Source organism: Vibrio sp. 1751 (assembly GCF_033339895.1).
GTDB lineage: Bacteria > Pseudomonadota > Gammaproteobacteria > Enterobacterales > Vibrionaceae > Vibrio > Vibrio alginolyticus.
This window is the reverse complement of record NZ_JAWOVM010000065.1, coordinates 1-25407: the sequence shown is the minus strand read 5'-3', so window position 1 is coordinate 25407 and position 25407 is coordinate 1. Positions and strand designations below refer to the sequence as shown.

The 25407-nt window shown below is 45.7% G+C and carries 26 protein-coding genes; 12 read left to right on the top strand and 14 right to left on the bottom strand.

Annotated features, from left to right (window positions below; translation table 11 throughout):
* A partial coding sequence (gene maoP, locus R7041_RS17495; protein ID WP_318128667.1) for a DUF413 domain-containing protein occupies positions 1-152 on the bottom strand: 152 nt, incomplete at its 3' end.
* A 149-nt stretch (positions 153-301) separates the two neighbouring features.
* Here maoP and R7041_RS17490 point away from each other — a divergent pair.
* Positions 302-1195 carry a LysR family transcriptional regulator gene (locus R7041_RS17490; RefSeq protein WP_005374436.1) on the top strand — a complete coding sequence of 298 codons (894 nt, stop codon included), beginning with the start codon at positions 302-304 and terminating at the stop codon, positions 1193-1195.
* 82 nt (positions 1196-1277) lie between these two features.
* Here the strand turns inward: R7041_RS17490 and R7041_RS17485 are convergent, their stop codons facing one another.
* From R7041_RS17485 to R7041_RS17475, 3 genes are all read right to left on the bottom strand, one after another.
* Positions 1278-1973, bottom strand: coding sequence for a pirin family protein (locus R7041_RS17485; RefSeq protein ID WP_206949191.1), 696 nt, complete (start codon positions 1971-1973; stop codon positions 1278-1280).
* A 9-nt stretch (positions 1974-1982) separates the two neighbouring features.
* Positions 1983-2426, bottom strand: coding sequence for a DoxX family protein (locus R7041_RS17480; protein WP_005374434.1), 444 nt, complete (start codon positions 2424-2426; stop codon positions 1983-1985).
* Between the two features lie 327 nt (positions 2427-2753).
* Positions 2754-2957 carry a hypothetical protein gene (locus R7041_RS17475; RefSeq protein WP_017633816.1) on the bottom strand — a complete coding sequence of 68 codons (204 nt, stop codon included), beginning with the start codon at positions 2955-2957 and terminating at the stop codon, positions 2754-2756.
* 194 nt (positions 2958-3151) lie between these two features.
* On the opposite strand from R7041_RS17475, the gene R7041_RS17470 reads away from it, so the two are divergent.
* The 3 genes from R7041_RS17470 (at position 3152) to R7041_RS17460 (ending at position 5917) form a co-directional block, all read left to right on the top strand.
* A complete protein-coding gene (locus R7041_RS17470) occupies positions 3152-4519 on the top strand; it encodes an AlkA N-terminal domain-containing protein (RefSeq protein WP_031780807.1) in 1368 nt (455 codons plus the stop codon).
* A complete protein-coding gene (locus tag R7041_RS17465) occupies positions 4516-4998 on the top strand; it encodes a methylated-DNA--[protein]-cysteine S-methyltransferase (protein ID WP_005374431.1) in 483 nt (160 codons plus the stop codon). The genes R7041_RS17470 and R7041_RS17465 overlap by 4 nt, the downstream gene beginning before the upstream one ends.
* 100 nt (positions 4999-5098) lie before the next feature.
* Positions 5099-5917, top strand: a complete 819-nt coding sequence (locus R7041_RS17460) for a hypothetical protein (protein ID WP_206949192.1) — start codon at positions 5099-5101, stop codon at positions 5915-5917.
* 72 nt (positions 5918-5989) lie between these two features.
* On the opposite strand, the gene R7041_RS17455 is transcribed toward R7041_RS17460, so the two are convergent.
* Positions 5990-6598, bottom strand: a complete 609-nt coding sequence (locus R7041_RS17455) for a YitT family protein (protein ID WP_005374427.1) — start codon at positions 6596-6598, stop codon at positions 5990-5992.
* Positions 6599-6799: 201 nt separating this feature from the next.
* Here R7041_RS17455 and R7041_RS17450 point away from each other — a divergent pair, with 201 nt between their 5' ends.
* A complete protein-coding gene (locus tag R7041_RS17450) occupies positions 6800-7195 on the top strand; it encodes a GFA family protein (protein WP_206949193.1) in 396 nt (131 codons plus the stop codon).
* A 37-nt stretch (positions 7196-7232) separates the two neighbouring features.
* On the opposite strand, the gene nhaD is transcribed toward R7041_RS17450, so the two are convergent.
* Positions 7233-8663, bottom strand: a complete 1431-nt coding sequence (gene nhaD, locus R7041_RS17445) for a sodium:proton antiporter NhaD (RefSeq protein WP_206949194.1) — start codon at positions 8661-8663, stop codon at positions 7233-7235.
* A 420-nt stretch (positions 8664-9083) separates the two neighbouring features.
* The gene (locus tag R7041_RS17440) at positions 9084-10109 is read right to left on the bottom strand and encodes an acyltransferase (protein ID WP_206949195.1); all 1026 of its coding nucleotides are present in this window, start codon (positions 10107-10109) and stop codon (positions 9084-9086) included.
* 250 nt (positions 10110-10359) lie between these two features.
* Between R7041_RS17440 and R7041_RS17435 the strand changes: the two genes are divergently transcribed.
* Together R7041_RS17435 and R7041_RS17430 are read left to right on the top strand one after the other, a co-directional pair.
* Positions 10360-10950, top strand: coding sequence for a TetR/AcrR family transcriptional regulator (locus R7041_RS17435; RefSeq protein WP_086047588.1), 591 nt, complete (start codon positions 10360-10362; stop codon positions 10948-10950).
* A gap of 127 nt (positions 10951-11077) precedes the next feature.
* The gene (locus R7041_RS17430; RefSeq protein ID WP_206949196.1) at positions 11078-11935 is read left to right on the top strand and encodes an alpha/beta fold hydrolase; all 858 of its coding nucleotides are present in this window, start codon (positions 11078-11080) and stop codon (positions 11933-11935) included.
* Between the two features lie 168 nt (positions 11936-12103).
* Here R7041_RS17430 and R7041_RS17425 read toward each other — a convergent pair whose 3' ends face one another.
* Together R7041_RS17425 and R7041_RS17420 are read right to left on the bottom strand one after the other, a co-directional pair.
* Positions 12104-14650, bottom strand: a complete 2547-nt coding sequence (locus R7041_RS17425) for a glycosyl hydrolase family 18 protein (protein WP_206949197.1) — start codon at positions 14648-14650, stop codon at positions 12104-12106.
* Between the two features lie 369 nt (positions 14651-15019).
* Positions 15020-15523 carry a DUF2850 domain-containing protein gene (locus R7041_RS17420; RefSeq protein WP_206949198.1) on the bottom strand — a complete coding sequence of 168 codons (504 nt, stop codon included), beginning with the start codon at positions 15521-15523 and terminating at the stop codon, positions 15020-15022.
* 328 nt (positions 15524-15851) lie between these two features.
* On the opposite strand from R7041_RS17420, the gene R7041_RS17415 reads away from it, so the two are divergent.
* Both R7041_RS17415 and R7041_RS17410 read left to right on the top strand, forming a co-directional pair.
* Positions 15852-16136, top strand: coding sequence for a pyrimidine/purine nucleoside phosphorylase (locus R7041_RS17415; protein ID WP_005383244.1), 285 nt, complete (start codon positions 15852-15854; stop codon positions 16134-16136).
* A gap of 132 nt (positions 16137-16268) precedes the next feature.
* The gene (locus R7041_RS17410) at positions 16269-16550 is read left to right on the top strand and encodes a hypothetical protein (protein WP_005374405.1); all 282 of its coding nucleotides are present in this window, start codon (positions 16269-16271) and stop codon (positions 16548-16550) included.
* A 3-nt stretch (positions 16551-16553) separates the two neighbouring features.
* On the opposite strand, the gene R7041_RS17405 is transcribed toward R7041_RS17410, so the two are convergent.
* Positions 16554-17702 carry a GGDEF domain-containing protein gene (locus R7041_RS17405; RefSeq protein ID WP_025768745.1) on the bottom strand — a complete coding sequence of 383 codons (1149 nt, stop codon included), beginning with the start codon at positions 17700-17702 and terminating at the stop codon, positions 16554-16556.
* Between the two features lie 506 nt (positions 17703-18208).
* Here R7041_RS17405 and R7041_RS17400 point away from each other — a divergent pair.
* Positions 18209-19549, top strand: coding sequence for an MATE family efflux transporter (locus tag R7041_RS17400; protein WP_206949199.1), 1341 nt, complete (start codon positions 18209-18211; stop codon positions 19547-19549).
* Positions 19550-19647: 98 nt separating this feature from the next.
* Here the strand turns inward: R7041_RS17400 and R7041_RS17395 are convergent, their stop codons facing one another.
* The 3 genes from R7041_RS17395 to R7041_RS17385 form a co-directional block, all read right to left on the bottom strand.
* Positions 19648-21327 carry an RluA family pseudouridine synthase gene (locus tag R7041_RS17395; RefSeq protein WP_206949200.1) on the bottom strand — a complete coding sequence of 560 codons (1680 nt, stop codon included), beginning with the start codon at positions 21325-21327 and terminating at the stop codon, positions 19648-19650.
* Positions 21328-21444: 117 nt separating this feature from the next.
* Entirely contained in the window at positions 21445-22065 is a 621-nt protein-coding gene (locus R7041_RS17390) for a DsbA family protein (RefSeq protein WP_206949201.1), read from the bottom strand.
* A complete protein-coding gene (locus tag R7041_RS17385; RefSeq protein ID WP_206949202.1) occupies positions 22059-22925 on the bottom strand; it encodes an MBL fold metallo-hydrolase in 867 nt (288 codons plus the stop codon). The genes R7041_RS17390 and R7041_RS17385 overlap by 7 nt, the downstream gene beginning before the upstream one ends.
* Before the next feature lie 126 nt (positions 22926-23051).
* On the opposite strand from R7041_RS17385, the gene R7041_RS17380 reads away from it, so the two are divergent.
* The gene (locus tag R7041_RS17380; RefSeq protein ID WP_005383264.1) at positions 23052-23939 is read left to right on the top strand and encodes a LysR family transcriptional regulator; all 888 of its coding nucleotides are present in this window, start codon (positions 23052-23054) and stop codon (positions 23937-23939) included.
* A gap of 94 nt (positions 23940-24033) precedes the next feature.
* Positions 24034-24837 (top strand): Cof-type HAD-IIB family hydrolase, encoded by an 804-nt coding sequence (locus R7041_RS17375; protein WP_054729173.1) that lies wholly within the window; start codon positions 24034-24036, stop codon positions 24835-24837.
* Between the two features lie 93 nt (positions 24838-24930).
* Here the strand turns inward: R7041_RS17375 and R7041_RS17370 are convergent, their stop codons facing one another.
* Positions 24931-25320 (bottom strand): hypothetical protein, encoded by a 390-nt coding sequence (locus R7041_RS17370; protein WP_242531658.1) that lies wholly within the window; start codon positions 25318-25320, stop codon positions 24931-24933.
* Positions 25321-25407: the final 87 nt, after the last annotated feature.

The window sequence follows — 25407 nt, the reverse complement described above, 5'->3', positions numbered from 1 at the left end:
TCGCCTGACTCTAAGCCAAGCATTGTATCCCCATAAATTGTTAGGATTTCCTCTTCTGAAAGAGTAAAATCGCCAGACTTTGCAAAGCCGCGTGGGAATTTTACGTTATCGTAAAAACGTTTTTTGCCATGACGGAATTCAGTGTCAGACATGTCAACAGCCTCTGTAACCGTTATTGATGAATGTAGTGAACTTACGGCGAAAATTAGGCTTAAATCTAACAAAAGAAAAACAAAACTTTTTTGTCGTCATGATTTTAATTAGTTGTTAATCTGGTTTTATATTAACCAGGAGATGGTTTATGGATGTAAAAGTCTTTCGAACATTTTTAGAGCTGGCAAGAGTTCGTCACTTCGGACGTGCTGCTGAGAACCTTTATATTACCCAAGCCGCTGTGAGCGCACGTATCAAACAATTGGAAAGTTACTTCGATACGCAATTGTTTATTCGTGATCGAAATAACATAAAGTTGACCTCTGCAGGTGAGCGCTTAATCAGCTATGCCGAGGTAATGGTCACTACATTGCAACAAGCGAAGCTAGAATTATCGCTTGAAGATGGCAAAGCGCTGCAACTAACGTTAGGTGGCACGCCAAACATTTGGGACGCTTATTTACAGAATTGTTTAAGTGTCGTCACAGATTCGTTTGGTGGTTATGGCTTCATGGCAGAAGTGATGGGACGTGAGATGCTCAGTCGTAGCTTACTAGAGCGCACGTTAGATATGGCATTTGCGTTCGATCAGATCAAAGCTGATGAGCTTAACTGTAAAAAAGTGGCAGATGTTGTTCTCGTTCTGGTATCAACTGAGAAAGATTCTTTAGACACCGTTTTCGAAAACAAATATGTGTACGTTGACTGGGGGACCCGTTTCTCCTCAGAGCATTCTGAGCGTCACCCTAAGATTCCGGCTCCATATCTACGCACTTCAACAGCGCGTATCGCATTGGACTTTATTTTAGAGAAGGGTGGAGCCGCGTACTTACCAATCTCTCTCGTGGAGCCATTTATCGCTAATGGGCAGCTTCACAAGGTGTCTGGAGTAGAAGATTGGTGTCGCCCTATCTATTTGAGCTATCGTAAAGCTAGCTCGTCTGTAGACGCGATTAAGCAAGTGGAAGAAATTGTCAAAGAGATCGATCCACTGACCGCTTACAGTTTTCAGCAAATTGGTTCTGGCACTTCCGACGAATAGCGTTGAATGAAAAGTCAGAAAAACGAAAAAAGCCGCCTTGAGAAATCAAGGCGGCTTTGTTTTTATCTCGATGAATCGATAGTTATGGTAAGTCAAACAACAGGGCTGTTGTGCTTTCGTTTGATGTATTGCGCAAAACAACCTTACTCTGGTGTTCAATCTTCGCGCCGTCGCCAGCCGTCAAAGTGGTATTGTCGACACTAAGGCTGCCTGTCACTTGATGGATGAATAGCTTTCGGCCCGACTCAATCTCAAAGTTTAGTTCGCTACTTGGCTCAAGAATTAACTGATGCAAAGTCGCATCTTGCTTAATAAGTAGCGTGCCGTTTTCTCCAGTTGGAGTTGCGATAGTCGTTAACCCAGGATTGCGCCCAAAATCTTTTTGCTGATAACCTGGTTTGGTTCCAAATGTGTTCGGTTGAATCCAAATCTGTAGAAACCGCAGCGTATCTTGGTTCGACGCATTGTACTCACTGTGGTAAATCCCTTTCCCTGCCGACATGAGTTGGAATTCACCTGCAGGTAGTGTTTTGACGTTACCTTCACTGTCTTTGTGTGCGATAACACCTTCCAACACATAGCTGATGATCTCCATATCACGGTGGCCATGTGTATCAAAACCCGCGCCAGGCTTGACTACATCGTCATTAATGACTCTCAGCTCAGAAAAGCCCATATGTTGAGGATCGTAGTAGCTACCAAAAGAAAACGTATGTTTGCTATCAAGCCAGCCAAAGTTTGCTCGACCTCGGTCTGCTGCATGTCTTACCGTAATCATAAGGCCTCCTTAAGAGAGCTTTTTGTTTAAAAAGTTATCTAACGCTGCTTTACCTGCGCCAGAGAACGCCAGAGAAACGCTCGCTGCCAGTAATGCCAAGCCAAACTCGTAACCGTTGTTTGCCATGAACAGGCCATTCTCAAAGTGGACAGAGAATATCGCTACCACCATCGTGAACGCCAAAGCAACCGCTGCTGGTCGAGTTAGCAGACCAAGTAAAATGAACAAGCCGCCAAAGAACTCTGCGCTGCCCGCAAGTAACGCCATGAGTACGCCAGGACCTAAACCGATAGATGCCATCCACTGACCTGTGCCTTCTAGGCCGTAGCCACCAAACCAGCCAAATAGTTTTTGTGCGCCGTGCGCCATAAAGATAATGCCGATTGGAACGCGAAGTGATAGTGCGCTGTAACCTGCGTTTGATGTGGTAATTTTCTGTAATAGTGCTTTCATGATTCTGTCCTCTGACTCTTTTCAATGAGTGGGAAGCGTGTGCTCCCGTGCTGTTGAGAACAGTTTAGGTAGAGGCGAACATAAAAATAACGGGAGGATTTTGATAAACTCGTTCTAAAAAATTGAATGATTGGTTTTTATTTATTTAAATCAATGTCTTGATTTTTATATTTGGGTGTTTATTTGCCGATTATTGTCTGTTTTAAATCAAGGTCTGTCATTATTTTCGATAAACATTTTTGCTGTTAAACAAAAAAAAAGAGCACATGTACTGTGCTCTATTGCTTTCGCTTTTAACAAGGGAGAAAGGTGTGTTAAAGAAAACCGTCAGAGGTTCATTAAGCTCTCTAATGACTCCTCTACATTGTTGTAGTGATAAGTTCGAATATTACGTCCATCCGTCGCATTAATCTGAATTTCTGAGATCTCGTTATCTGAGTCTCGTTCGATAATTCCAATAGAATGATCTACGGATTTACTGGTAATAACCTTTTGGTTTCTTAATACAATTACGCAAGTATGTAAGTCCATGCCAATTCCCTTTAGCCGACGTTGTTGTGATGTTCTGGATCTAACTTTAGTGTACAAAAGCGCTAATGCCAATAAATCTCAATATTGAGTTCCGAAAATGGCTAATTGTGGGCGCTTAAGCAAGCTACAATAACACTATATTGAACGATGCCTATGAACAATAAATGACAAAAGGCATGAGCAAGGAAAGCACTATGTTTATTCACCCCCATACCTCACTGACCTTCGAGCAGTGTCACAAGGCGCGAGTCGCGCGAGACAGTCGTTTTGATGGGCGATTTTATGTGGCGGTAAAAACAACGGGAATCTTTTGTCGTCCGATTTGCCCGGCAAATTTGCCTAAAGAAGAAAATGTTGAGTATTTCGCTGATAAGACGCAAGCCCTTCAAGCAGGGTACCGTCCGTGTTTACGCTGTCGACCTGATAGCGCGCCTGGATCTTGGGCATGGAAAGGTGTCGAGACGACCTTTCAACGAGCGATTTCGTTAATTGATAGAGGGGAGTTGCATCACCATTCGGTGTCTGAGTTGGCTGAGCGTGTTGGGATTTCTGACCGTTACTTACGTATGTTGTTTGAGCAGTATCTAGGTATGTCACCCAAGCAGTATGCGCAATATCAGCAACTAATGTTCGCCAAACAGTTGCTTCACTCCAGCTCTATGTCGGTCACCGACGTGGGGTTTGCGTCAGGTTTTAACAGTACGCGCCGCTTTAACGATGCTTTTCAAAAGTTTCTCAAACTAACGCCTTCTCAAGTACGCCGTAAAGAGTTTGATGGTGCGGGTTGCAATCGAATTGCCTTACCTTATCGAGGTGAGTTGAATTGGTCGCACATGTTGGACTTCTATCGTTTGCGAGCGGTTGAGGGGGTTGAGCTGGTGAGTGATGAGAGTTATCAGCGCAACGTTTTTTTGGATGACAGCAAAGCCTGGTTTAAAGCGACAAAAGGTGAAGGATACTTAGAACTGGCGTTTGAAATTGAAGACGTAACGAAGCTGCAAAACTTGGTGTCTGACATTCGTCGTATGTTCGATCTTGACGCTGATATTTGTACTGTTGAGCAGCATTTGGAGTATGTCGCGCCTGGGCTCGTGTCGAGTAAAGGTATTCGTATTCCTGGTGTATGGAATGCATGGGAAGCAGGGGCTAGAGCGATTTTAGGCCAGCAAGTGTCGGTTAAAGCTGCGATTGGTCAACTTAACTTATTGGTGGCCACACTTAGTGGTGAGTCAGAAAAACGTTTTTTCCCGACTCCCAGTGATATTGCAAACGCCGACGTGAGCTTTTTGCGCATGCCGCAAAGTCGTAAAGAGACGCTAGTGCGCTTCGCTCAGTTTATGCAGGACAACTCAGAAGCTGACCCCCAGCAGTGGCTAGCTTTGAAAGGCATTGGACCTTGGACCGTCAGTTATGCTCAACTGCGAGGGCAATCTCAACCCGATTGCTTTCTAGATAAAGACTTAGTGGTGAAAAAGGCGATGCAGCGTTACCCATCACTGAATACGCACACTGCGGCCCCTTGGGGAAGCTACGCGACGTTTCACTTATGGAATCAATCATGAAAACATTTTATACCGAAATGCCGAGTCCACTAGGAACGGTGACTATCCAATCGAACGCTGAGGGCTTGCTTGGCATTTGGTTTGAAACATGCACCACTAAGCCTAGTGAGCTGGGAGTGCGAGACGAGCAGCATCCGGTTTTGCGCCAAGCTGTCACCCAACTGGATGAATACTTTGCTGGTCTGCGCAACGAATTCGACTTGCCCCTTGCAGCGACAGGCACTGATTTTCAAAATCAAGTTTGGCAGGCACTAACGACCATTCCATATGGGGAAACGTGGAGCTATCAAGATCTCGCGAATGCGATAGGTAACCCTAAAGCTGTGCGTGCTGTTGGGTTAGCAAACGGGAAGAATCCGATTTCTATCGTGGTACCTTGTCATCGTGTTATTGGCAAAAGCGGAAAACTGACTGGGTATGCAGGTGGAGTGGAGCGCAAACAACGTTTGCTCGCGCTGGAGCAAGGTACACCGCTTTAAGTGAGGCGATTCTCATATTGGGATTAAGCGTGCTACACAGGGGTAACGATAGTGTAGAGTTTCATATTCGTTATACGAATAGAAAAAGGACAATAAGGACATGCCTTTCAAAACGGATTTTGATGCCTTCATGAGTGAGTGTTGGCAGCATCACGAGGAAAATCCCGAACAAATTTATACTCAGCTAGAAACGGCTCTGAGCGAGGTGGAAGACGTTACCCAAATCGAGCGAATATTCGCATTGATGCTGCATACCGCTATTGGGCATCTCCAGTGCCCAGAACAGTTCCTTACTTGTTTAGATCACTTTAATGAACGCAAGGTTGCCGAGAGTTTGGCATTTCAACGCAGTATTGCCGTTGCGCGCTATTTCGTAGATGGCACTGACAATATGGAATTATTAGAAGAGCAAGAACAACGCCGAGTTTACGCTTTGATTTCGAATGAACTTTCTGCACTTGTTCAGCTTGAACTGGCGAGTCAATGGTTGGTGAAAGCAGCGTTAGGAATGACGCCGAACGATGCAGAAGGGCCATTAGCGCGCGCTATAGCGATCACTGCAAACAACTTAGCATGTCAGTACGAAGCGCTGGCTGAGCGCACGTCCATGGAAAAATCGAAGATGTTAGAAGCAGCAACACTCGCGCTAGACTATTGGAAAGTGGTTGGGGGTTGGATGCAAGAAGAGCGCGCAGAGTATCGCTTAGCGATGAGCTTGCTTAAAGCGGATAAACCGCAAGAAGCCAAAGTGCATGCTGAGCGCTGTGAAGATATTTGTCAGCAACATGGTAGCGACGCGCTTGAGCTGTTCCACGCACATGACTTGCTGATGCAAGTACACTTCCATCTTAGCCAGAAATATAAAGCTAAATTGGATGAAGAGATGCAGCAGTACTGCAAAACGAGCTCGTTGACGTGATCTTAGCGTTGAATGAAAAAAGCCCCGAGCGACTGGCTGGGGGCTTTAAGGTTGTTGACTATGCAGCGATGATTATGCTGCTTGCGCTTTTGCTTGGTATCGTCCTGGTTTATGGTTCATCGCCAAAATCAAGTTCGTAGCGATGGCACCTAGAACAGATAGAGCGATAAGGTGCACATCTACAATGAACAGTGACATCACCACAATGGCACAATCTAACGCCATTTGAACTTTACCCGCTCGAACTCCAAAACGTTCCTGAAGGTACAACGCTAGAATGTTAAAGCCACCCAAACTCATTTTGTGACGGAAAATTACCAACATACCGATTCCAATCAGTCCACCACCCAAAAGTGCCGCATAGAAAGGTTCGATTCGTGAAATCTCAATCACATGATGCAGATGATCGACTGCAAAAGAGACAATCGAAACCGCAATAAAGGTATTGATAGTGAAGCGCCAACCCATGCGCATCACAGATAAAATATAAAAAGGGAGGTTAAGAGCGAAAAATATCTGACCAAAACTGAAGTCACTCACTTTGGTTAGGAAGATCGCCAAACCAGCCGTACCGCCAGTGAGCAATCCTACTTTGCTAAAAAATATCACCCCAAGTGACACCAACGCACTGCCGAGCGTCAGAGCCAAGAGGTTCTCTCTTAGGCTATGATCTTTGTCCATAAATTAATTTCCTTGGTTTAAAAACCGCGCCGGAGATAACACGTCTCACGGACGCGATAGACAGTCGCCAAAATAGCAACTAACAAATCGGCCAATAAAATGTCGCGAAAAGTGATGGATGTCGAGTTTTTGGACGAGATTATGATGATATTAACCTGTTTAACATAATGTACACAGATAGAAAAACAACAAGGAAAAGTTATGATTAAGAAAGTTGGCAACACCCAAATCAACACATTACATCGACTGAGTTGTCACTGTGGAAAAGTTGAGTTGGAACTGGCGTTACCCAATGGTATTGAGAAACCGAGACGGTGTGACTGTTCTATGTGTCGACGTCGTGGCGCGATTGTCGCATCTGTACCTTTGAACGGTATTCGTATTATGCAAGGCGAAGACGTCTTGAAGCAGTATCAATTTAATACACACACTGCGAAGCACTTTTTCTGTGGCGAGTGCGGTATTTATACGCACCATCAGCGTCGTTCTGACCCGAGTGAGTATGGCTATAATGTCGGCTGCTTAGAGGGTGTCAACCCATATGAGTTGGGAACGATTGAAGTGATGGATGGCGTTAACCATCCATCCGACCGCTAGGTTGTGTTGCAAGTTAAGCACCTGATTGTCGGTGCTTTTAAGTAAATAAACCGCTATTCATCCACAAGTGTACCGCAATACTGGCGGCATAACCCAAGGCGATGACGGGAGCCCACTGTAAGTGGCCAAAGAAGGTGTATTGCCCACGCGCGGCTCCCATTAAAGCGACGCCTGCCGCGGATCCGATGGAAAGCAAACTGCCCCCGACACCTGCGGTTAATGTGACCAGTAGCCAGTTGCCCATCGACATGCTTGGTTCCATGGTCAGTACAGCAAACATAACCGGAATGTTATCGACGATTGCAGATAGGACACCAACCATTACGTTTGCCCAGACTGGGTTCCATTGCGTGTACATGACGTTTGAAACCAGTTCGAGGTAGCCAAGTAAACTTAAACCGCCAACACACATCACAACACCGTAGAAGAACAACAAGGTGTCCCACTCGGCTCGAGACACACGATGAAACACATCAAACGGAACCACTGAGCCTAAGCGCTTCAATGCCTGATCATCGCCATTGGCAATTGCCATAGCTGCTTTTTTTGCGAGTGAGTGTTTAAGAGTTTGACGCAAAAAATATCCGAAAAACTGTAAGTACGCCAAGCCCATCATCATGCCCATAACGGGTGGGAAGTGCAGCAAGGCGTGGAAAGAGACCGCAGTGGCAATAGTCAGAATGAATAATGCGACAATACGCCTTGCCCCGCGTTTTAGCTCAACGTGTTGGTGAATCGTATTCGGTTTTGTGTTTGGAACAAACAGTGACATCAAAAACGCGGGAACCAAGTAGTTCACCAATGACGGTACAAACAACGGAATGAACTCAGCAAAGCTGACATGACCGGCCTGCCACACCATCAGGGTTGTAATATCCCCAAATGGGCTGAATGCACCGCCAGCGTTGGCTGCGATAACAATGTTGATACAAGCAAGATTGACGAACTTAGGATTATCACCAGAGACTTTCATCACTACAGCGCACATCAATAGGGCCGTAGTTAAGTTATCGGCAATCGGTGAAATGACAAAAGCGAGAAACCCCGTCAGCCAGAACAACTTTTTGAATCCAAAACCTTTACCAACCATCCACGCCTGTAAGGCATCGAAGAGTTTGCGTTCTTCCATTGCGTTGATGTAAGTCATCGCCACGAGCAAAAACAGCAGCAACTCGGCATATTCCAACAAGTTGTGTTCTAGTGCGGATTTGGCGATTTCAGGCTGGTTGTGCTGAGCAAAGGTGTAGCCAATCAGAATCCAAATTAACCCTGCAGCGAGCAGCACTGGCTTGGATTTTCTCATTTTCAGATACTCTTCCAACATAACCAGTATGTAAGCGATCGAAAAGATAATCAGAGCCGCGTAACCGACACCAGAATTAACAAGATTCAGTTCATTGGTTGATGCAGCAAAGGTGGCGCTAGAGAACAACAAACAGCAGAAAGCCACAATTGGATAGATTGGCATAGACATTTCTCCTTTGTCTGGTTGGAGAAATATTAGCCACAAATGAATGAGTTAGTTGTGAGAGAGCTCGAATTAACAGTAGGAGTTAGGAAATGATAGTGTGCGCCACTATTTTCTGAGTGACGCAATGCTTGCTGCGCCGAATAAAACCGCAGCGGCATATAAACCGTAAGTTAACCAGTGACTAATCTCTAAAAAAGGAACGAGCCCTTGACCTGCCCACATACAGCCTCCGTTTAATGAGCAATGTTGTAATAGTCGAGCCAATTTAAAGGAAATGAACAATGTTTTTTGTGAGTGAAAGCAAATTATGAAGGATTAGAAAGTCAAAAATTGTTCAATGAGAGAGAAATCTCATTTTTAACTGGCTAGCTCTAACCCTTTTGAGTTAAAGCTAGCTATATCTAGAGCTGAATGCATTTAGCGTAGGAGCCATTTTTTCAACGGTGAAGCGTCAATTGCTTTCACAAGCAGTATGGTTGCAACAATCGTTGCAGGATAAATAAACACATCTTTCGCGAGGTGTTGCAGCCCGATAAATCCAGCGACATTCATCATGACAATTATGATAAGCAGATGGCTAACATATATTCCTAACACGCTAGGAGATAGTTTGAAGACCCAAGGCATGTCGCCAAAATGAGGGTGAGCCAAAAGCCACATAAAGACACCTACAGCCCAGATAACGGTACCGAATAGGAAGTCGTGCGAGTTGAAAGCGATGTCATGTTGCATCAGCCAGTAAGCTTCACCAAAATGCAGTGCTATGCCAAGAATAATGCATCGAACCGTATTGTTTCGCGACCACCGCCACTGCGCTTCTCGTGCGAAATAACCCAGAACAACTAGCAACGTGCTGAAAAAAGGCCCGTTACGAGTAAAGAAAGGCGCTAGCAGGTCGGTAATGGTCGCGTAACTGCCAGCAAAGACCCCGTATATGTATAACAATACTGCAGTTGGCAGTATCAGTTGCACCATATTGATATGCACGAGAAAGGCAATTAACGCTACGGCAATGACCAGAGCCGGAATAAACCACAGATGAACGAGTCCGCCTTCGATGAGTGAATTGATCGGGGTTGACATTAAGTACCCCCAATAACCTTGCCTTTCGGCGAGATACCCAGCCTCAGCGACCGTCTGCCATTGGAATGGCATCAGTAAACAGATCATGCTCCAAATGAGCCAAACCTTCATTAACGGTTTGGCGTAGTTCTTAAGAGTATCGATAGGTGAGTGACTCAACTTCGGCTGGATTAGATAACCCGAGATGAGAAAGAACAGCGGAACAGCAAAACGAGCCAGTTGGTTGAGCATATAGCCAACCCATGGTATCCCATTCCACTGCCAGTACGTCAGTGCCATCTGGCAATGCAAACCCACAATCGCAAGCATCGCAATGATACGTGCAAACTCTAAGCTGGCTATTTTTTGTTTCTTTGCCATTACATTGTTTACCTAAATAAAAAACTTAGGTGAAAATAGCAGGTTGTTGTTGAAGTAATACGTGAAAAAGTCAACAGACTTGCGCTTACATTGAAGCTGTTTCGAAAATTAAGACTTACTTCAAACTTCTTAATTATTAACCTATTAACGCAATCAATACCTGATTCGTGAGTCGAAAATAGCACTGAATAATGGTTAGACCAGTTAACTCTAGATTGCAAAAAAGAACGATCGTGCTAAAAATAAGATTATGCAAAAAGGAAAAGTGACAAAAGAGTTTATTCTGCAGCGGGCTTTTGAGATCGCCAGCGAAGACGGATTAGAAAGTCTTACGATTGGAGAGTTAGCCAAGCAATGCGGTATGTCGAAAAGTGGTCTGTTTGCCCACTTTAATTCGAAGTTGAATTTACAGCTATCGGTGCTTGATCACGCCAATAAAGTGTTCGCTGATCGGGTTATTGAGCCTGCTCGAGAACTCGGGGATGGCAATATCGAGCGTAAAATTCGAGGGTTGCTCGACTCTTGGATGACTTGGAATCACGCATTCCAAGGAAGTTGTATGTTTCTTGACGCTTGGAATGATACGGCAGATAAAGATTGCCCGCTTCAGGCCGGACTGCGTAAATCCATAGACACTTGGCTGAGTTATTTGGAGATCCAAATAGCGAAAGGCAAAGAGAAGCAAGAATTTGCAGCAGACTTAGATACACGCCAAGCAACGTTTGATTTGTACGGTCTCTATTTGAGTGCGCATGTTTTTTACTCAATTAAAGGTGAGCAAGAAAGCTTGCGTCTGTTTTGGCAAGGGATCGACAACTTATTTTCTCGCTGGAAAGACTAATATCGGTTAATCGCTTCCCAGATTCGTAGACATAAAATCACAAGAGCGGCTGAGTTCGCTCTTTCTTATCAGCGTAAAAAGCACGACCGTTCTATTTTGTGCAAAGCTGATAGTTAAGGACATGATTATGAGTGAAAAAATTTACTTTAATACATCGCAACGTTTCAGTATTAAGCGCAGTTTGGTGAACATTAGTACTCGGTTACACCATACACTGGCCCCGTCACATGCAAAGAAGACCGCGCGCAAGCTTCTTCTGACACCTGCTCGTACGCAACCTAAAAATATTGAGCCTCAAGGGCTTATCAAAGATGAAATTAAAGGGCATGCAGGCATCATCAAAACCTATACTTTGGGCTCTGGACCTATTTGGGTGCTAACTCATGGTTGGTCTGGAACGGCAAGTCAGTTTTATCCACTGATGGAACATATTGCGTCGAAAGGGTTTACTGCTTTGGCGTACGATCATCCGGCACATGGTGAGAGTGAGGGGCAGTATGGGCACATTCCGGGGTTTGTCAGAGGATTAGAAGATGTGTTGGATACGGTCGAGGATATTGTTGGCCTAGTTGGGCACAGCATGGGCACCGCTTCTGCTCTTGAGTGTAGGCACTGTAAATTAGAAAACAAGCCTTTGCTGCTTATTGCTCCGGTATTAAATTACGTAGAGAACTTATTCGGTAGCATTGCACGTTCCGGTTACTCGATGAAGCTTTTTAATGCTGTGGTTTCAGAAGTTGAAGACCAATTTGGTTATCCGTTACAGTCCATTGATCCGATGAAGCGTTTGTCTGAGCGTCCGTCTCACACCATTATTATTCATGATGAGCAAGACAAGTTCACCAAATACAGTGTCTCGGCAAAAGCGGCTGAAGAGATTAAAAACGTTGAGTTAGTGACAACACAAGGTCAGGGGCATGGTCGAGTGATGAAGTGTGAGCAAGTCTTCAGTAGTTTTGACCGTTTGCTCGATAGTGCTTGGTAACCCTTACTTTTACTGATTGATTCGCTCCGTTTTGCGCTAATTCGATTTGAAAGTAACACCTCAGATTTTTTCGTCTCTGGTGTTGCTCTCCTCGTTAAGAGGTTAAATCCAAAAAGGACAGCCGAAGCTGTCCTTTGTTTATTTAGCAGAAAGTCTGCAAGGCTGAAGTTAGTTACAGTTAGCTACGCCAACTTCTTTCCAAACGCCCCATTCGCCAGATTGGCTAGGATCGTCACCCTGAGTCCACCATTTCGCTTCCCACGTTTTACCTGCGTGAGTCACTTGGTTACCACCTGTGTACACTGCGCTCGCATCCCATGCGTTGTCACAAGTACCAGGGTTCGGATCGGTTGCGTGCTGTGCAACAACCACTGTCGCGCTTGCCGATGAAGACGCTTTACCGTCGCTCACACTTACAGTGAAGCTTAAGCTTGTGTCTTGCGGGTATTCCGCAGCAGTGAACGTGACTTTAGAGCCTTCAACCGTTGCATTCAGACCTTGAGGTAGAGTCCAGTTGAATGTCAGGGTATCGTTGTCTGCATCGCTAGACGCAGATGCATCTACAACCACAACGTCACCAGCGTTTGCTGTTGCTGGAGCAACAACTTGCGCTACTGGCGCGTTGTTCACTGGGTCAACCACACCTGCTGGCTTCACAGTTACTACAACGAGGTCAGATGCCGTTGCACCTTCGTTATCAGACACCGTCAGCTTGAAAGTTAATTGCTCTTCAACAGTAACTTCTGCTGCATCAAAGCTTGCTTTCGCTGAGTTTGCACCTGTTAGTGCCACTGCTGTGCCAGATACTTGTTCCCAAGCGTAGCTTACGATGGTGCCGTCAGAGTCTTTTGACAGGCTGCCATCTAGAACCACATTTGCAGGACCTGTTACCGATTGATCTGCGCCAGCGGCTGCGGTTGGCTTACGGTTTGGTTGAGGAACCACACCACCAGCCATACCTTCGTGCATCGCGTTTAGAATGTCACCGTTATCCGCGTCAATTTCCCAAGAGAATAGACCAGCAAGACCAAGAGACTTCGCGTAGCTACCTTTTGCTAGCACTGAACGGTGGTCATCAAATGTGATCAACTCACCCGTTGTACGGTTCCATACCCATGGTGCTTCTGCTTGTGCATCGTAGCCGTACTCGAAGCCGTTAATGCCAGCGTTGTTTGCACCTAACATGAATGACTTAATGCCTTTGTAGTCAATTACGCCATCTTCCCAAACACCTTGCGCTGTGCTGCCCTTCAGTTTACCTGTAGCAGTACCTGTCATTGGGTCGTTTGGATCTGTGAGTGTATCTGGAGTTACGCCTTCCCAGCCACGACCGTACATTGCTGTACCAAGTACTAGCTTGTTTGCAGGAACGCCTTGAGCAAGAAGAAGTTGGATGCCGTTATCTGCTGTGTAAGCAGGACCTTTGTACGGTTCGCCGTTCTCATCAACGCCACTACCGTCACACTGACCAGGACGCATGAATGAACCACAGTAAAGCGCAGTCTGGTGACCAGGAACGTTGTTCCAACCGCCGTAGAAGTCGTAAGTCATTGCGAAGATGTAATCCATGTACTGCACCGCATCTGCGTAGTCTACGTCTTCAATCTTGTCGTAACCGACACCGATAGCGGACGTTAGCTCGTAAGTACGGCCTGTCTCAGCTTCTAATTCATCAAGCATTACGCGCAGTTCACGCATCAGTGCGATGTATGCTGGGCCATCGTTTACAGGGTCGCCCTTATCGGCTGCTGCACCGCCGCCGCCAGGGAATTCCCAGTCGATATCAACACCGTCGTAGAATTTCCAAGTTTTCAGGAACTTCTTAACTGATGCGACGAATGTGTCTCGGTTTTTCTTGTCCACGAAATCGAAGAATGGGTCAGACAGTGTCCAACCACCGATCGATGGGATGATTTTTAGATCAGGGTTACGTTGTTTCAATGCCATTAGCATTGCGTAGTTACCCTTGATAGGCGTGCTGTATTCATGACCAGCTTGTGGGAAGCTCTTCTGATAAGCAGCCCAAGGGTCATGGATAACGACTTCATAATCAGGCACACCTGTACAAGCAGTTTGTAGCGCATTGAAACTGTTGCCGCCAACAGACTTCACAGACTCATTTGGGCCACAAATTGGGATAAAACCGTAAAGGATGTGAGTCAAGTTGTCGACCGGCATATTATCGACGGTGTAGTCACGGCCATAGATGCCCCATTCAACAAAATACGTACCCATCACGACGCTTGGATCGGTATTGTAGGTTTTGTTGTTTGGATCAACATTCATCGTTAGTGGCTTCAGGTGAGAACCATCGGTATCTGCAATCGTGATTTCAGCTGGTGCGCTTTTCGCACAACCTGTCGCATCACATGCTTCGATTTCCATTTGGTATAAGCCACCTTGGCCGTATTCAAACGAAGCTGTCGTTTGGCTACCAGTGATAGGGCCGCTTGCTACTTTTACACCATCAAAATAGACGTTGTAAGTGTCACCAGGTGTGCCACTCCACTGGTTAAATTTAACAGTGATCTTCGCTTGCTCATGGTATTTCACCATGTCGTAGTAGCCTGACGTGGTTTCCATCGCGAGTTCAATTTTAGAAAACTGAAGGTTGTTGGAACCGTACATATCGATACTTGGTGCGGTTGGAGCCGCAACTGCAGCACCTGATAGCGCTAAAGCAACTCCAGCTGCACATAGGTTAAATCGAATCATAACTTCTCTCTCAATCCTTGGATTCATGTTCTACCTAGAACATAGGCTGCTCTTGCACCAGATAAGATGATTGGATTTACTCCACGTGCAAAAGCATCACACTCAGCATTTCAGAGAGTTTTTTTTCGTCAAAAAAAATTAAGACGGTTTTCGAGGCACTTGAGAGAACTTAACTAAAACTCGCACTCTGTTACACAGAAAGTGTCAGACTGAGTCAATAATTTATAAAATCTCAGCAGAAACTAAAATTATTGTTTACTCAGTAACGAGTTGGCTAAATGCGATGAAGGCCTTACTTTGTTGTTTATTAAGGTTTTGTTTCATTGATATAGAAAGAGAATTGAAAGGAAAAATAGCCGTGAAGACGTATTAGTCACGGCTGAAGTGTTCACTCAACGCGGCGCGACGTTTAGAGGCTGCGCCGGTTTCTGAGCCCTGAACGGTATGCTCAAATCCTTTACGAATGAATCGCTGATCTGGAATAAGAGGCTCAATACGGCGTATTTGAGGTGAAAGATGAGAGCCTGAGATCTGATACGCGGTCTTTCCTAATCCGGTATTCAACGTGATGACCTTGCCATCGAATTCAAATTCCGTCGTAATAAGTCGATGGTTTCGGTATACCCCATCTTCAGTGAAAACGAGACGTTCTGTTTGGTAGGGTGGCGCGCCAATCTCAATCCATTCGCCGTACACCTTTTCCGGATCAATGTGGTCTTGATAGGAGAGGTGGATTTGATAGCCAAAAAACGTCAACAGACCCATCCCGAAGCAGACAAATATACTCTTGAGGATTTTGGATTGGTGGCGAGCCAAAAATGAAAGTTTTGGTTCTTGTCGTGCTTTTCGCCTTCGGCGAGTCGAGTCCGTCATAGATCTAATTTTCTCCACTTTTTTAACATGGTGGAAACCTTCCTTTTTAAAAACAAACAATCCCGCCATTGAGACGACGAAACTATGATCTAATGTCCACTTTTACATTCAGATACACATCTTATTGATGGTTTTGTTGTTTGCTCACATTCATTACTTCGCAGTTTTTCTTGCTCGGTTTAGGTCGCCTGATTAATCCTCGTGAAAAGAGGTTCTCGCTCAGTAGCAAAGGATGTGCGTTATTACGTTGAATTTAATGGCTTTCAAAGCTTGAGTAACGGAAAGAAACAAGGTAAAAAAGAGCGGACTTTTGATAAGGAAACCAATAATGAATATTAAGGAAAATAGCTATTTTGCTGGTAGTGTAAAATCACTGGGCTTTAACCAGAAAGATCAGGATGTTAGCGTTGGTGTGATGCTTCCTGGTGAGTACACGTTTGGTACTCAAGCACCAGAGCGTATGACGGTTGTAAAAGGTGCGCTTGTGGTCAAGCGTGTTGGCGAGAGCGATTGGACGACTTATCAAAGTGGTGAGTTTTTTGAAGTGGAAGGTAATTCTTCATTTGAGCTTCAAGTGAAAGAAGCGACTGCGTATTTATGTGAGTACTTCTAGCGTTCATTTGTTGCTCGTCATAAAACCACCTTCGGGTGGTTTTTTCGTCTATGTGCTTCACTTATAACGCATCTTTTTGGTTATTTGGGTATATACTTAATAAAAATGTACCCATCGACCAGGGAGGAAGTGATGGCAGTACAACGCAAGCATTCTGATCTCCCTCCTCGTTACGAGGACAAAGATCTCACCAATGAGCAAAGACAGCGCTTTACCGAAGTTGCCAACGCCGCTCATAAGAGACGTGAATTTTATCGACGTGCTCTAGGAAAGAGCTTAATGGGCAAAATGAAGGGCCGTGCGTTTAAAGATCACCCCACTCGTCAGCAAGACAAGCCGAACAGAACGTTGCAAGTAGTGTGGTTAATCGTATTCCTCGTTGTGGGGCTTTGGGTGATGCATGTGTTCGCTTAGTCATTAGCAAGCTTCTGGTACCGCTGGTGCATCAGATGTTGACTGTTCTTCCGTATTGCAGTGCTCATAAAAGGCGTACTGGTTTTTACCAGTATGTTTAGCTGCGTACATTGCTTTATCTGCACATCGAGTCAATTCAGACAAATCCTTTGCATCTTGCTTATAGATAGCAGCACCTACACTCATCGTTAACTCGTTAATCATATCGTAGCTTCGGTAACCTGTCGGAAACAGATTTACGATCCGTTTTAGGATGCTGTCGAGGTCATCTTTACTTTTTACATCGTAAAGCATGATTACAAACTCATCGCCCGCAAATCGAGCGATGGAGTAGTCGTGTTTATCGGTTTTTCTGTCTTTGTTGCGAATGTTATTTTTTAATCGAGTTGCGAAGGCTTGAAGTACTTGGTCACCAATATCGTGCCCGTAGGTGTCGTTGATGTGCTTGAAGTTATCGATATCGAGAAAAACCAATGCGGTGATGCTATCATCAGATGAGTGCTTGATTTCATCGAGCTTTGCGCGCGCCCAAGTCTCAAAGCTCCAGCGATTGGCAAGCCCTGTGAGCTGGTCAAAATATGCTAACTCCTCAATCCCCTCACGATACAGTGTTTGAATGTAATTGAGGACTTTCGTGTAGTAATACGAGAACGTGTGACACACAAACGCGGTCGCTATCAGGGTCAGCATCAATCTCCGCTCTATGATTTCTGTGGCTGTTGGCAGTCGATCTAAAAAAGCGACCCCAAAAAAGATCAGTAAAATGTAGGTGCCACTGAACAGCAGACCGACCTTAAACTCATTAATTAATACCAGAGTGGCGACAATAGGATATAGCCATAGCATCTTGCCTGACGGAGCGTCGTTATACAGAAGTAACAATAACCCTTCGAACATTAAGACAGCACTTAGCCATAAGTCGGCGTATTGATGGTGCCGCTGGACTTTTATTACATAACTGATTGCTAAGCATGCCAAGGCACACAAAGCATGGAAAAAGCTTAAACCCCAGTTATTCTCAAGTGATTGAGCAATGGAACCATAAGTTAAACAGGCAGCGGCGATACTGGAGCATAAAAAGACAATTTTCTTTTTTCTTGTTGAGCGGATGTCCGCCATTTCTTCTAAGCGCGCCCCAGCCAATGTCGACATTACGTATCCTTGCTTAATTAACGTGTACGCTTATTCTAGGCGGTATTTTCGCGATAAATAGAACAACAAAGTTTCCAAATGTGATATCAGTCATTTTTAGTGCAAAGCCATCAGTGTGATTTGGTGCGAGTGTTCAAAGAGGAATGGTGGCGCATGCAGGTTTTTATGACGGTTCTTCATGGCTCTATATGGTTGGACTGATAACTCAAAGTAATGTATCTAGTTATACGCATTCATATTGATTATCCTAATTCTGTTCGGTGCTCGTTGATTGAGAGTATTGTTCACCAATCTCTGCTCTACGTATCGTCAAGGCATATGTCGTTTCGAAAATGCATTAGAAATATTTTTCCGAAACAGGGCGAAATATTGTTGTCGTTATGACCAATATGCGACTAGAATCCGCGCTAAATCACAACCTCATATCGAGCTTCGTTCGAGTCACTATTTTTAAACTGCTTCACAAAATTGTGAGGCAGTTTTTAGTTGTAGGAAAGGTTACAAGCATGCCTAAAAGCCAAAACATCAACCAACGAATGTCCATCGTGGCATTAGCTTGGCCAATTCTTGTCGAAATTTTGCTACGGACGGCTTTAGGAACCAGTGACGTGTTCATGCTGAGTGGCTACTCAGACAAAGCCGTATCCGCTGTTGGTGTGATCACGCAGATTACCTTCTTTTTAATCATCGTTTCGACGTTTGTCAGTAGCGGTACGGGGATTTTGATTGCCCAATACAATGGCGCTGGACGCGAGCAAGAGTCAGTGAGCGTTGGTGTTGCGAGTATTGCGTTGTCTGTGCTCGTCGGTGTGCTATTGAGTGTGATTGCCGTGCTTGGTGCGATATACCTACTCCCGTATTACGGCTTGGAAGCGCAAGTCGAGCAGTACGCTCATGAATATCTGCTGATAAGCGGTGCGATGACGTTTAACGTTACGATTGGCGTTGTTTTTACAACTATTCTGCGTAGTCATGGTTATTCACGTTCCCCAATGGTGGTGAATTTGATCTCGGGTGTATTCAACATCATTGGTAACTATATTGCGCTTTACCAGCCATTCGGTTTACCTGTGTATGGTGTGCAAGGTGTAGCAATAGCAACCGTCGTCAGCCAAGTCATCGGTACGTTAATGTTATGGTTTATTCTCGCTCGCAGTAGCATTGAACTACCAATGTCGACCATGAAACAAGTACCGGCAGAGATTTACAAAAAGATCTTAAAAATCGGCGGCATGAACGCGGGTGAGGTGCTATCTTACAACGTGGCGCAAATCTGCATTGTATACTTTGTGGTGCAAATGGGGACGGCATCGTTGGCGGCTTTCACTTATGCGCAAAACATTGCCCGTTTCTCGTTTGCTTTCGCGCTGGCAATTGGTCAGGCTGCGCAAATTCAGACCGGTTACTACATCGGTAAAGGTTGGGTGAGTAGCATTTTAAAACGCGTACAAATCTACTTCTTAGTGGGATTTGTGGCATCAACGGCGGCAACCACACTGATTTACCTGTTTAGAGAAGAGATTCTGCGCGTATTTACCGATCAACCAGAGATACTCGCATTGGCAGGTTCGTTAGTCATGGGCTCAATTTTTCTCGAGGCCGGACGTGTGTTTAACCTGATTTTTATCGCGGGGCTCAAAGGCGCGGGTGACATCAAGTTCCCAGTGCAAATGGGGATTTTGAGTATGTGGGGACTAGGCGTGCTTTTCTCTTACATCTTTGGCATCCACTTGGGTTATGGCGTTTTAGGGGCTTGGATGGCAATCGCTCTCGATGAATGGGTACGTGGTATCATCATGGCAAGACGTTGGCGCTCTCAGGTGTGGACCAAGTTTAAGGTGAGCTAACGGTTTTCGGTATTACGCATCACGCTTATTCTGTTGTTAGAAAACAAAAAAAGGCACTGATAGTCAGTGCCTTTTTGTTATTTAAAATCGGGAAGACGTTAGAATTCGCACTCAGCTTGGAACACCATACGCTCTTTGCTGTATGGATGATCCAGCTCTAGCATCTCAGCATGCAGGTGCAAGCGATTCGCTTTTTCGCCGTATAAACCATCACCAACCATCGGCATGTTTAACCCCATGTGATGAGCACTGTGTACACGTAGTTGGTGAGTTCGCCCGGTTTTCGGATACATGTATACCTTGCTGCGCCCATCTTTGACTTCAATCAGTTGCCAGTAGGTTTCTGCATGTTTCCCGTGTTCAAAACACACCAGTTGACGTGGGCGGTCGTCGGGGTCACCACGCATTGGCAGTGAAATTTCCCCTTCAGGCTCGTTTAATACGCCTTCGAGCAGTGCCATATAACGTTTTTGTACGCCGCGAGCCATAAACTGTTTTTGCAGACTTTTGTTCGCGCGCTTAGTTAAGGCAAACACCAAAATGCCAGAGGTCGCCATGTCGAGACGATGAATCACAAACGGCCCTTCCACATCAGGGTACATCGCTTGTAGGCGCGTATAAGCAGAGTCCTTGATAGTTTTACCAGGCACTGAAAGTAAGCCCGAGGGCTTGTTGACGACGACCATAGCGTCGTCTTGGTAGATTATCTCTAGTTCTTTGTCTTCTGCCCAATTCTCCGCCAATGGATTAGGTTCGACATCCAGCCCTTGCATCATATGGCCCAAAATCGGCTGACATTTGCTGTTGCACGATGGGTAGAATTTTTTGTGTTGGCGAACTTCAGACTTTGGCGACACACCCCACCAAAATTCTGCCAGCGCCAGCGGTTTGAATCCGTATTTAAACGCGTATTGGAGCAGTTTTGGCGCAGCACATTCCCCTGCACCTGCTGGTGGTATTGGGTTTGTGGTGTCCGCAAAAATGTCCACCAAGTCGCGTGCTTCGCCATGGCTGTTTAGAAAGCGGTACTGTTTATGCAGTTTGTGCTGTAAAGCGTTGGAGAGCGTTTTGCGCTGTTCTTTCAGATGAGCAAGTTGCTGCTCTAACTCAGCCAAGCGCGCTTCTTTGATTGCAAGCTTTTCATCCCACGCTTGCTTTAAGTATTTGAGAACGTTTTTCTCGGCGACACTTTGCTTACCCAACTCATCCAATAAGATTTTGAGGTCATCGGCATTGAGTGTTTGCTCGCCCTGTTGACGCTGTCGTTTGCGTGCGGCGCGGCCGTCAATCATCACTTGGCGCTGTGTTTGCTCCTCTTGCTGATAAGCGGCGCGGTCGGCTTGGATTTGCGCTTTAAGATCCGCCAATTCCGGATTCGCGGCACAGGTTTTGTACTCCGTATTGGCGGCGTTGATGGCATCCGTTTCTGCGCGGAAGAAGCCTTCATCGGTCAGCATGTCGTACACAGGAGGGACAAATCCTGGAATCAAGTTTTGGTCAGCAATTTTGCCAGAAAACGCACTTAAAAAGCCGAGCTCGCCTTGAGGGCTTTCTACCAGCAATACGCCAAACATTTTGCCTCGCCCCGTTTCTTCATTAACCAAACCAAAATCGTGTTCGAAGTCGGTTTGCGCTAATAAGTGCTGTTGCAATTGCTTTGCGGCCATAACGCAAAGAGGATGCGGCGTGTAGTAGAACGGAAACGTAAACTGCGTTGGTAATTCATAACCAGAAGTATCAGCAGTAAAACGAGTAAAACAATGTTCAGGCGAGTGCATGGTGGGTATCCGCGCGAGTAAAAAATCGAGCGAGGATTGTACCTGTTTGAGTCAGGATTGCCATGTCGGTGTTGGCACTCGCTCTTGGATTAAGGACAAGAGCGAGTGGGGAAGAGTTTATTGCAGTTTTCGTAATGCAAGCTTCCACTGTGCCGGTTTGTCGTAGTAGGTCGAGTGCGGCAAGGTCAAGTACTCGCCATTTACTTCTGCAATCAGGGTTGGATAACCACCAACGTGTAACTGTCGCATCAATTGTCGGCTAGAGCGAATTCTCTCATCTAGTTCGGCTTCGCTTAACGCCATGTTTTGCTCCCACGCATCACTTGCTAAACCTAGCGATTCTGCAATGGCTTTGAGTGTCGATGCTTCATTCACTTTTAACCCGAGCTGGTAATGCGCGGATTGGATGGCCTTTAGCATGTGCCATGGATTCAGCCCCATTTTCTCCGCACTCAAGATCGCTTGTGTTGGTAGATAAGAATCAAGAACAAACGTATCTTCGCTTTTCACGCGTTGCAGATATGCTTCACCAAACGTCGCTCCGGTTTCGGTTGCAATACGAGCGTCACTATTGATGATGTGCTGACGAAATTCAGGTTCAATCGCGCGTTTCTCAATCATACCGCCGGGATGAAGCTCTACCTTAAATTGAGAGGTGTCCATCAAGGCTTCGATGAGTGGTGATGCCCCGTAGCACCAACCACACATGGGATCGAAGAAGTAATGCACGGTTACCATGACATTTCACCAGTATGCACTTTCGCACCGATTTCTAGCGCGATTGGCAATTGAGCTTCTGGGTATTTCGCAGACATGGTGTCAATGAGTTGAACGCTGTTATTGCTGTGTTTTTTCGCTTGCTGAAAATCCTGCAAGTATTGTTGCGAGTAGCGAATGGTGTCTGCGTTCAGCTTTGAGCCTGCTTTCATGTGACCAGGAATGACCACTTGAGGTTTAAGCGCAAGCATCTCGCTAAGTTGCTGTTCCCAAGCATTGATGGCGGTTTGGTCAGCGGCATCTGCCATCCACAAATGTACGTTTGAGTACACGGCTACGTTACCTAGAATCGCTTTGTTATCTGGAATCCATAGGTAAGGGCGGTGTGCTGATGTGCCATGGTTACCACGAATTTCAATCTTATGACCTTCTAGCTCCAATGATGCTTTATCGTACGCGACAGGGATCACTGGTTTTACCGGTGCGTTTGCGCCAAGCTTTGGTCCCCAGTACGCCAGCTTTCCAGCCAATTTCTCTTTAATAATTTTTTGAACCGCAGGCGTTGTGATGATCTGCGCATCAGGGAACTGTTGGTGTAAGGCCTCTGCGCCAAAGTAGTAGTCTGGGTCCGCTTGGCTGATAAAAATGGTTTTAAGCGTTTTGCCTGAGTCCAGCACTTTAGCGGCAATGCGCATCGCGTCAGCTTTGGTGAAGCCAGTGTCGATAACCATGGCGTCAGTCTCACCGTATACCAAGGTTGAGTTTACGTGGAAGCTGTTACCGTCGGCGTTGTAAACCTCAAGGGTAAGGGGAGAGTGGTTTGCCGCTAGAACAGGGCTTGCCATTAAAATGGATGCAGCAATCAAAGTGAATTTTTTCATAATAAGCTCCTAAAGAATTTGGGGCCAAGCGACCATGGCTTGGGAACGGGAGCTATATTAGGAAATTGATACGCTCGGAAAAATACACAATAATGTACATCACTATTTCTTATTTCGAGCAAATGTATGGATAGAGTAACGGCAGCAAAAGTGTTTGTGGATGTGGTGTATTCTGGCAGTTTTACCGCGACCGCAGAGCGGTTAGACATGTCTCGGCCAATGGTGACTCGTTACGTAGAGGCGATGGAGAACTGGTTGCAAACTCGTTTGTTGCACCGCACTACGCGCAAGGTGTCGCTCACCACCGCAGGGGAGCGCAGCTTGCCTCAGATTGAGCGCTGGTTAAAACAGGCCGATACATTAACGTCGAACATTGCCGCTGATGGTGAGCTGTCCGGAAAAATCCGTCTTGCGTCTAGTACTTCATTTGGATTCTCACAGTTGATCCCCGTAGTAAACAGTTTTATGCAAAAGCACCCCAAAGTGCATATCGACATAGATCTGCAAGATTCAGTGAGTGATCTAACCGAACAACGTATCGATCTGGCGATCCGAATTGCGTCAGATCCCGATCCTTCTTTGATTGGTAAGCCGATTGCGGTGTGCGAATCGGTGTTGGTAGCATCACCGCAATATTTGCAAACTCACCACGCGATCGCGCATCCGCGAGATTTATCTTCACACGACTGTTTGGGATACAAAAACTTTGAGCGTCACGTGTGGCATTTGTCTCAGGGCGACCAGTTCGAATCGGTGGGAATTGAGTGTCGCCTAACCAGCAATGAGGCCACGGCGTTATTGCATGGCGCTTTACAAGGCATGGGTATTTCGATGTTGCCAACTTACTTGAGCAATATCTATCTCAAATCGGGTCAGCTTGAGTCGGTGTTGCCGGATTGGAAGCCAAATGATCTCAACATTTACGCGCTGTATTCATCACGTAAACACTTGTCTCCTGCGGTGAGAGCTTTCATCGATCACAGTGAAGATTACTTTAAACAGCATCCTTGGTAATAGCGAAAGGCGTCGTCATCCCGACTTGAGATTCATACAAGATCCTGTACCTTACATGGATATATTTTCGCAGCGTCATTTAGAGTTTTAGTTAATGTCACAAGTTCGCATCAAATTTATTGCTTCCGATATGGATGGCACATTGCTTGACCAATACGGTCGTTTGGATCCGGAGTTTTTCGATCTGTTTTTGCAACTGGAAGAGCAAGGTATTTTGTTCTCCGCTGCGTCTGGTCGTCAGTATTACAGTCTGCGAGACACGTTCGCGCCAATCAAAGACAGACTGTTGTATGTGGCTGAAAACGGCACCTTAGTGATGTACCAAGACAAAGAGCTCTACAGTTGTACCATTCCTAAAGCGGAAGTGTTGGAGATTGTGAAAGCGGCTCGTGAGATTGACGGGGCGAACATCGTATTGTGTGGCAAGCGCTCGGCGTACATCGAAACGCATGATCAGCAATCGCTGGAAGAATTTCAAAAGTACTACCACCGCTGTGAATATGTGACGGATTTGCTTGAGGTCGAAGACGAGTTTATTAAGGTAGCAATTTGTCACTTTGACGGTTCGGAAGAGCTCCTGTTCCCGACCATGAACGCGAAGTTTGGCGCAACGCATAAAGTCGTAGTGAGCGCAAAAATTTGGCTGGATGTGATGAATGCCGAGGCGTCTAAAGGCGCGGCCATTCAGCACCTTCAAGAGACGATGAATTTTACTCCGGCAGAAACAATGACGTTTGGTGATTACCTCAATGACCTCGAAATGCTGCAAGTCAGTGAGCATTCGTACGCGGTTGCCAACGCGCACGAAGAGATTAAGAAAATTGCTCGTTATTCTGCGCCAAGCAACCAAGAGGCTGGGGTACTCAAAGTGATTAAAGAGAAAGTGTTAGCGAAGTAACGCTCATTTTTTCGATGTTATTTTCTTCTTCACGTAAAAAGCCCCGCATACACTGCGGGGCTTTGTTTTTTTGGGGGGAGTAAGGTTCCCGTTTTAGCGTACGTACTTGGCGGTTGCGCTGACTAAAAAGTGTTGCAATTTCCCGTCTGATTTTGGCACCCACAAGTCGTTATGATAATGGTAAATACGGCCATTGATGGTCACAGACAAGGTATTATCACCCGTTTTCTCCATGCGAATAAACTGATCCGAAGTGACCAAAAACGGCTCTTGCTCTTCAATGCTCTGGCCCGTTGCCAATACGAAGTAGCCGAATCGGTTGCCAGCATCCGGATCGGTTGAGTAGATTCGATGTCCAACGAGGCTGTAGTCGTCGTTGAGTGCCTGCTCAAGCGTTTTTTGCCCGATGGTTTCGTGCGATGGAATAAATACCCAAGCCAACACACCTGCCGCAATGACTGCCAGTAGAAGCAGTACTTGCATGAACTTTCTCATCATATATACCGTTTAACGTTGAAATTTCATTTTGTACATGCGCTTATCCGCTATGCTGATAAGAAAGTCAACATT

What these genes read in the sequence shown, in the direction of transcription:
- R7041_RS17490 (WP_005374436.1), top strand. Translation starts at nt 302, where the DNA reads ATGGATGTAAAAGTCTTTCGAACATTTTTAGAGCTGGCAAGAGTTCGT.
- R7041_RS17485 (WP_206949191.1), bottom strand. Translation starts at nt 1,973, where the DNA reads ATGATTACGGTAAGACATGCAGCAGACCGAGGTCGAGCAAACTTTGGC.
- R7041_RS17480 (WP_005374434.1), bottom strand. Translation starts at nt 2,426, where the DNA reads ATGAAAGCACTATTACAGAAAATTACCACATCAAACGCAGGTTACAGC.
- R7041_RS17475 (WP_017633816.1), bottom strand. Translation starts at nt 2,957, where the DNA reads ATGGACTTACATACTTGCGTAATTGTATTAAGAAACCAAAAGGTTATT.
- R7041_RS17470 (WP_031780807.1), top strand. Translation starts at nt 3,152, where the DNA reads ATGTTTATTCACCCCCATACCTCACTGACCTTCGAGCAGTGTCACAAG.
- R7041_RS17465 (WP_005374431.1), top strand. Translation starts at nt 4,516, where the DNA reads ATGAAAACATTTTATACCGAAATGCCGAGTCCACTAGGAACGGTGACT.
- R7041_RS17460 (WP_206949192.1), top strand. Translation starts at nt 5,099, where the DNA reads ATGCCTTTCAAAACGGATTTTGATGCCTTCATGAGTGAGTGTTGGCAG.
- R7041_RS17455 (WP_005374427.1), bottom strand. Translation starts at nt 6,598, where the DNA reads ATGGACAAAGATCATAGCCTAAGAGAGAACCTCTTGGCTCTGACGCTC.
- R7041_RS17450 (WP_206949193.1), top strand. Translation starts at nt 6,800, where the DNA reads ATGATTAAGAAAGTTGGCAACACCCAAATCAACACATTACATCGACTG.
- nhaD (WP_206949194.1), bottom strand. Translation starts at nt 8,663, where the DNA reads ATGCCAATCTATCCAATTGTGGCTTTCTGCTGTTTGTTGTTCTCTAGC.
- R7041_RS17440 (WP_206949195.1), bottom strand. Translation starts at nt 10,109, where the DNA reads ATGGCAAAGAAACAAAAAATAGCCAGCTTAGAGTTTGCACGTATCATT.
- R7041_RS17435 (WP_086047588.1), top strand. Translation starts at nt 10,360, where the DNA reads ATGCAAAAAGGAAAAGTGACAAAAGAGTTTATTCTGCAGCGGGCTTTT.
- R7041_RS17430 (WP_206949196.1), top strand. Translation starts at nt 11,078, where the DNA reads ATGAGTGAAAAAATTTACTTTAATACATCGCAACGTTTCAGTATTAAG.
- R7041_RS17425 (WP_206949197.1), bottom strand. Translation starts at nt 14,650, where the DNA reads ATGATTCGATTTAACCTATGTGCAGCTGGAGTTGCTTTAGCGCTATCA.
- R7041_RS17420 (WP_206949198.1), bottom strand. Translation starts at nt 15,523, where the DNA reads ATGACGGACTCGACTCGCCGAAGGCGAAAAGCACGACAAGAACCAAAA.
- R7041_RS17415 (WP_005383244.1), top strand. Translation starts at nt 15,852, where the DNA reads ATGAATATTAAGGAAAATAGCTATTTTGCTGGTAGTGTAAAATCACTG.
- R7041_RS17410 (WP_005374405.1), top strand. Translation starts at nt 16,269, where the DNA reads ATGGCAGTACAACGCAAGCATTCTGATCTCCCTCCTCGTTACGAGGAC.
- R7041_RS17405 (WP_025768745.1), bottom strand. Translation starts at nt 17,702, where the DNA reads ATGTCGACATTGGCTGGGGCGCGCTTAGAAGAAATGGCGGACATCCGC.
- R7041_RS17400 (WP_206949199.1), top strand. Translation starts at nt 18,209, where the DNA reads ATGCCTAAAAGCCAAAACATCAACCAACGAATGTCCATCGTGGCATTA.
- R7041_RS17395 (WP_206949200.1), bottom strand. Translation starts at nt 21,327, where the DNA reads ATGCACTCGCCTGAACATTGTTTTACTCGTTTTACTGCTGATACTTCT.
- R7041_RS17390 (WP_206949201.1), bottom strand. Translation starts at nt 22,065, where the DNA reads ATGGTAACCGTGCATTACTTCTTCGATCCCATGTGTGGTTGGTGCTAC.
- R7041_RS17385 (WP_206949202.1), bottom strand. Translation starts at nt 22,925, where the DNA reads ATGAAAAAATTCACTTTGATTGCTGCATCCATTTTAATGGCAAGCCCT.
- R7041_RS17380 (WP_005383264.1), top strand. Translation starts at nt 23,052, where the DNA reads ATGGATAGAGTAACGGCAGCAAAAGTGTTTGTGGATGTGGTGTATTCT.
- R7041_RS17375 (WP_054729173.1), top strand. Translation starts at nt 24,034, where the DNA reads ATGTCACAAGTTCGCATCAAATTTATTGCTTCCGATATGGATGGCACA.
- R7041_RS17370 (WP_242531658.1), bottom strand. Translation starts at nt 25,320, where the DNA reads ATGCAAGTACTGCTTCTACTGGCAGTCATTGCGGCAGGTGTGTTGGCT.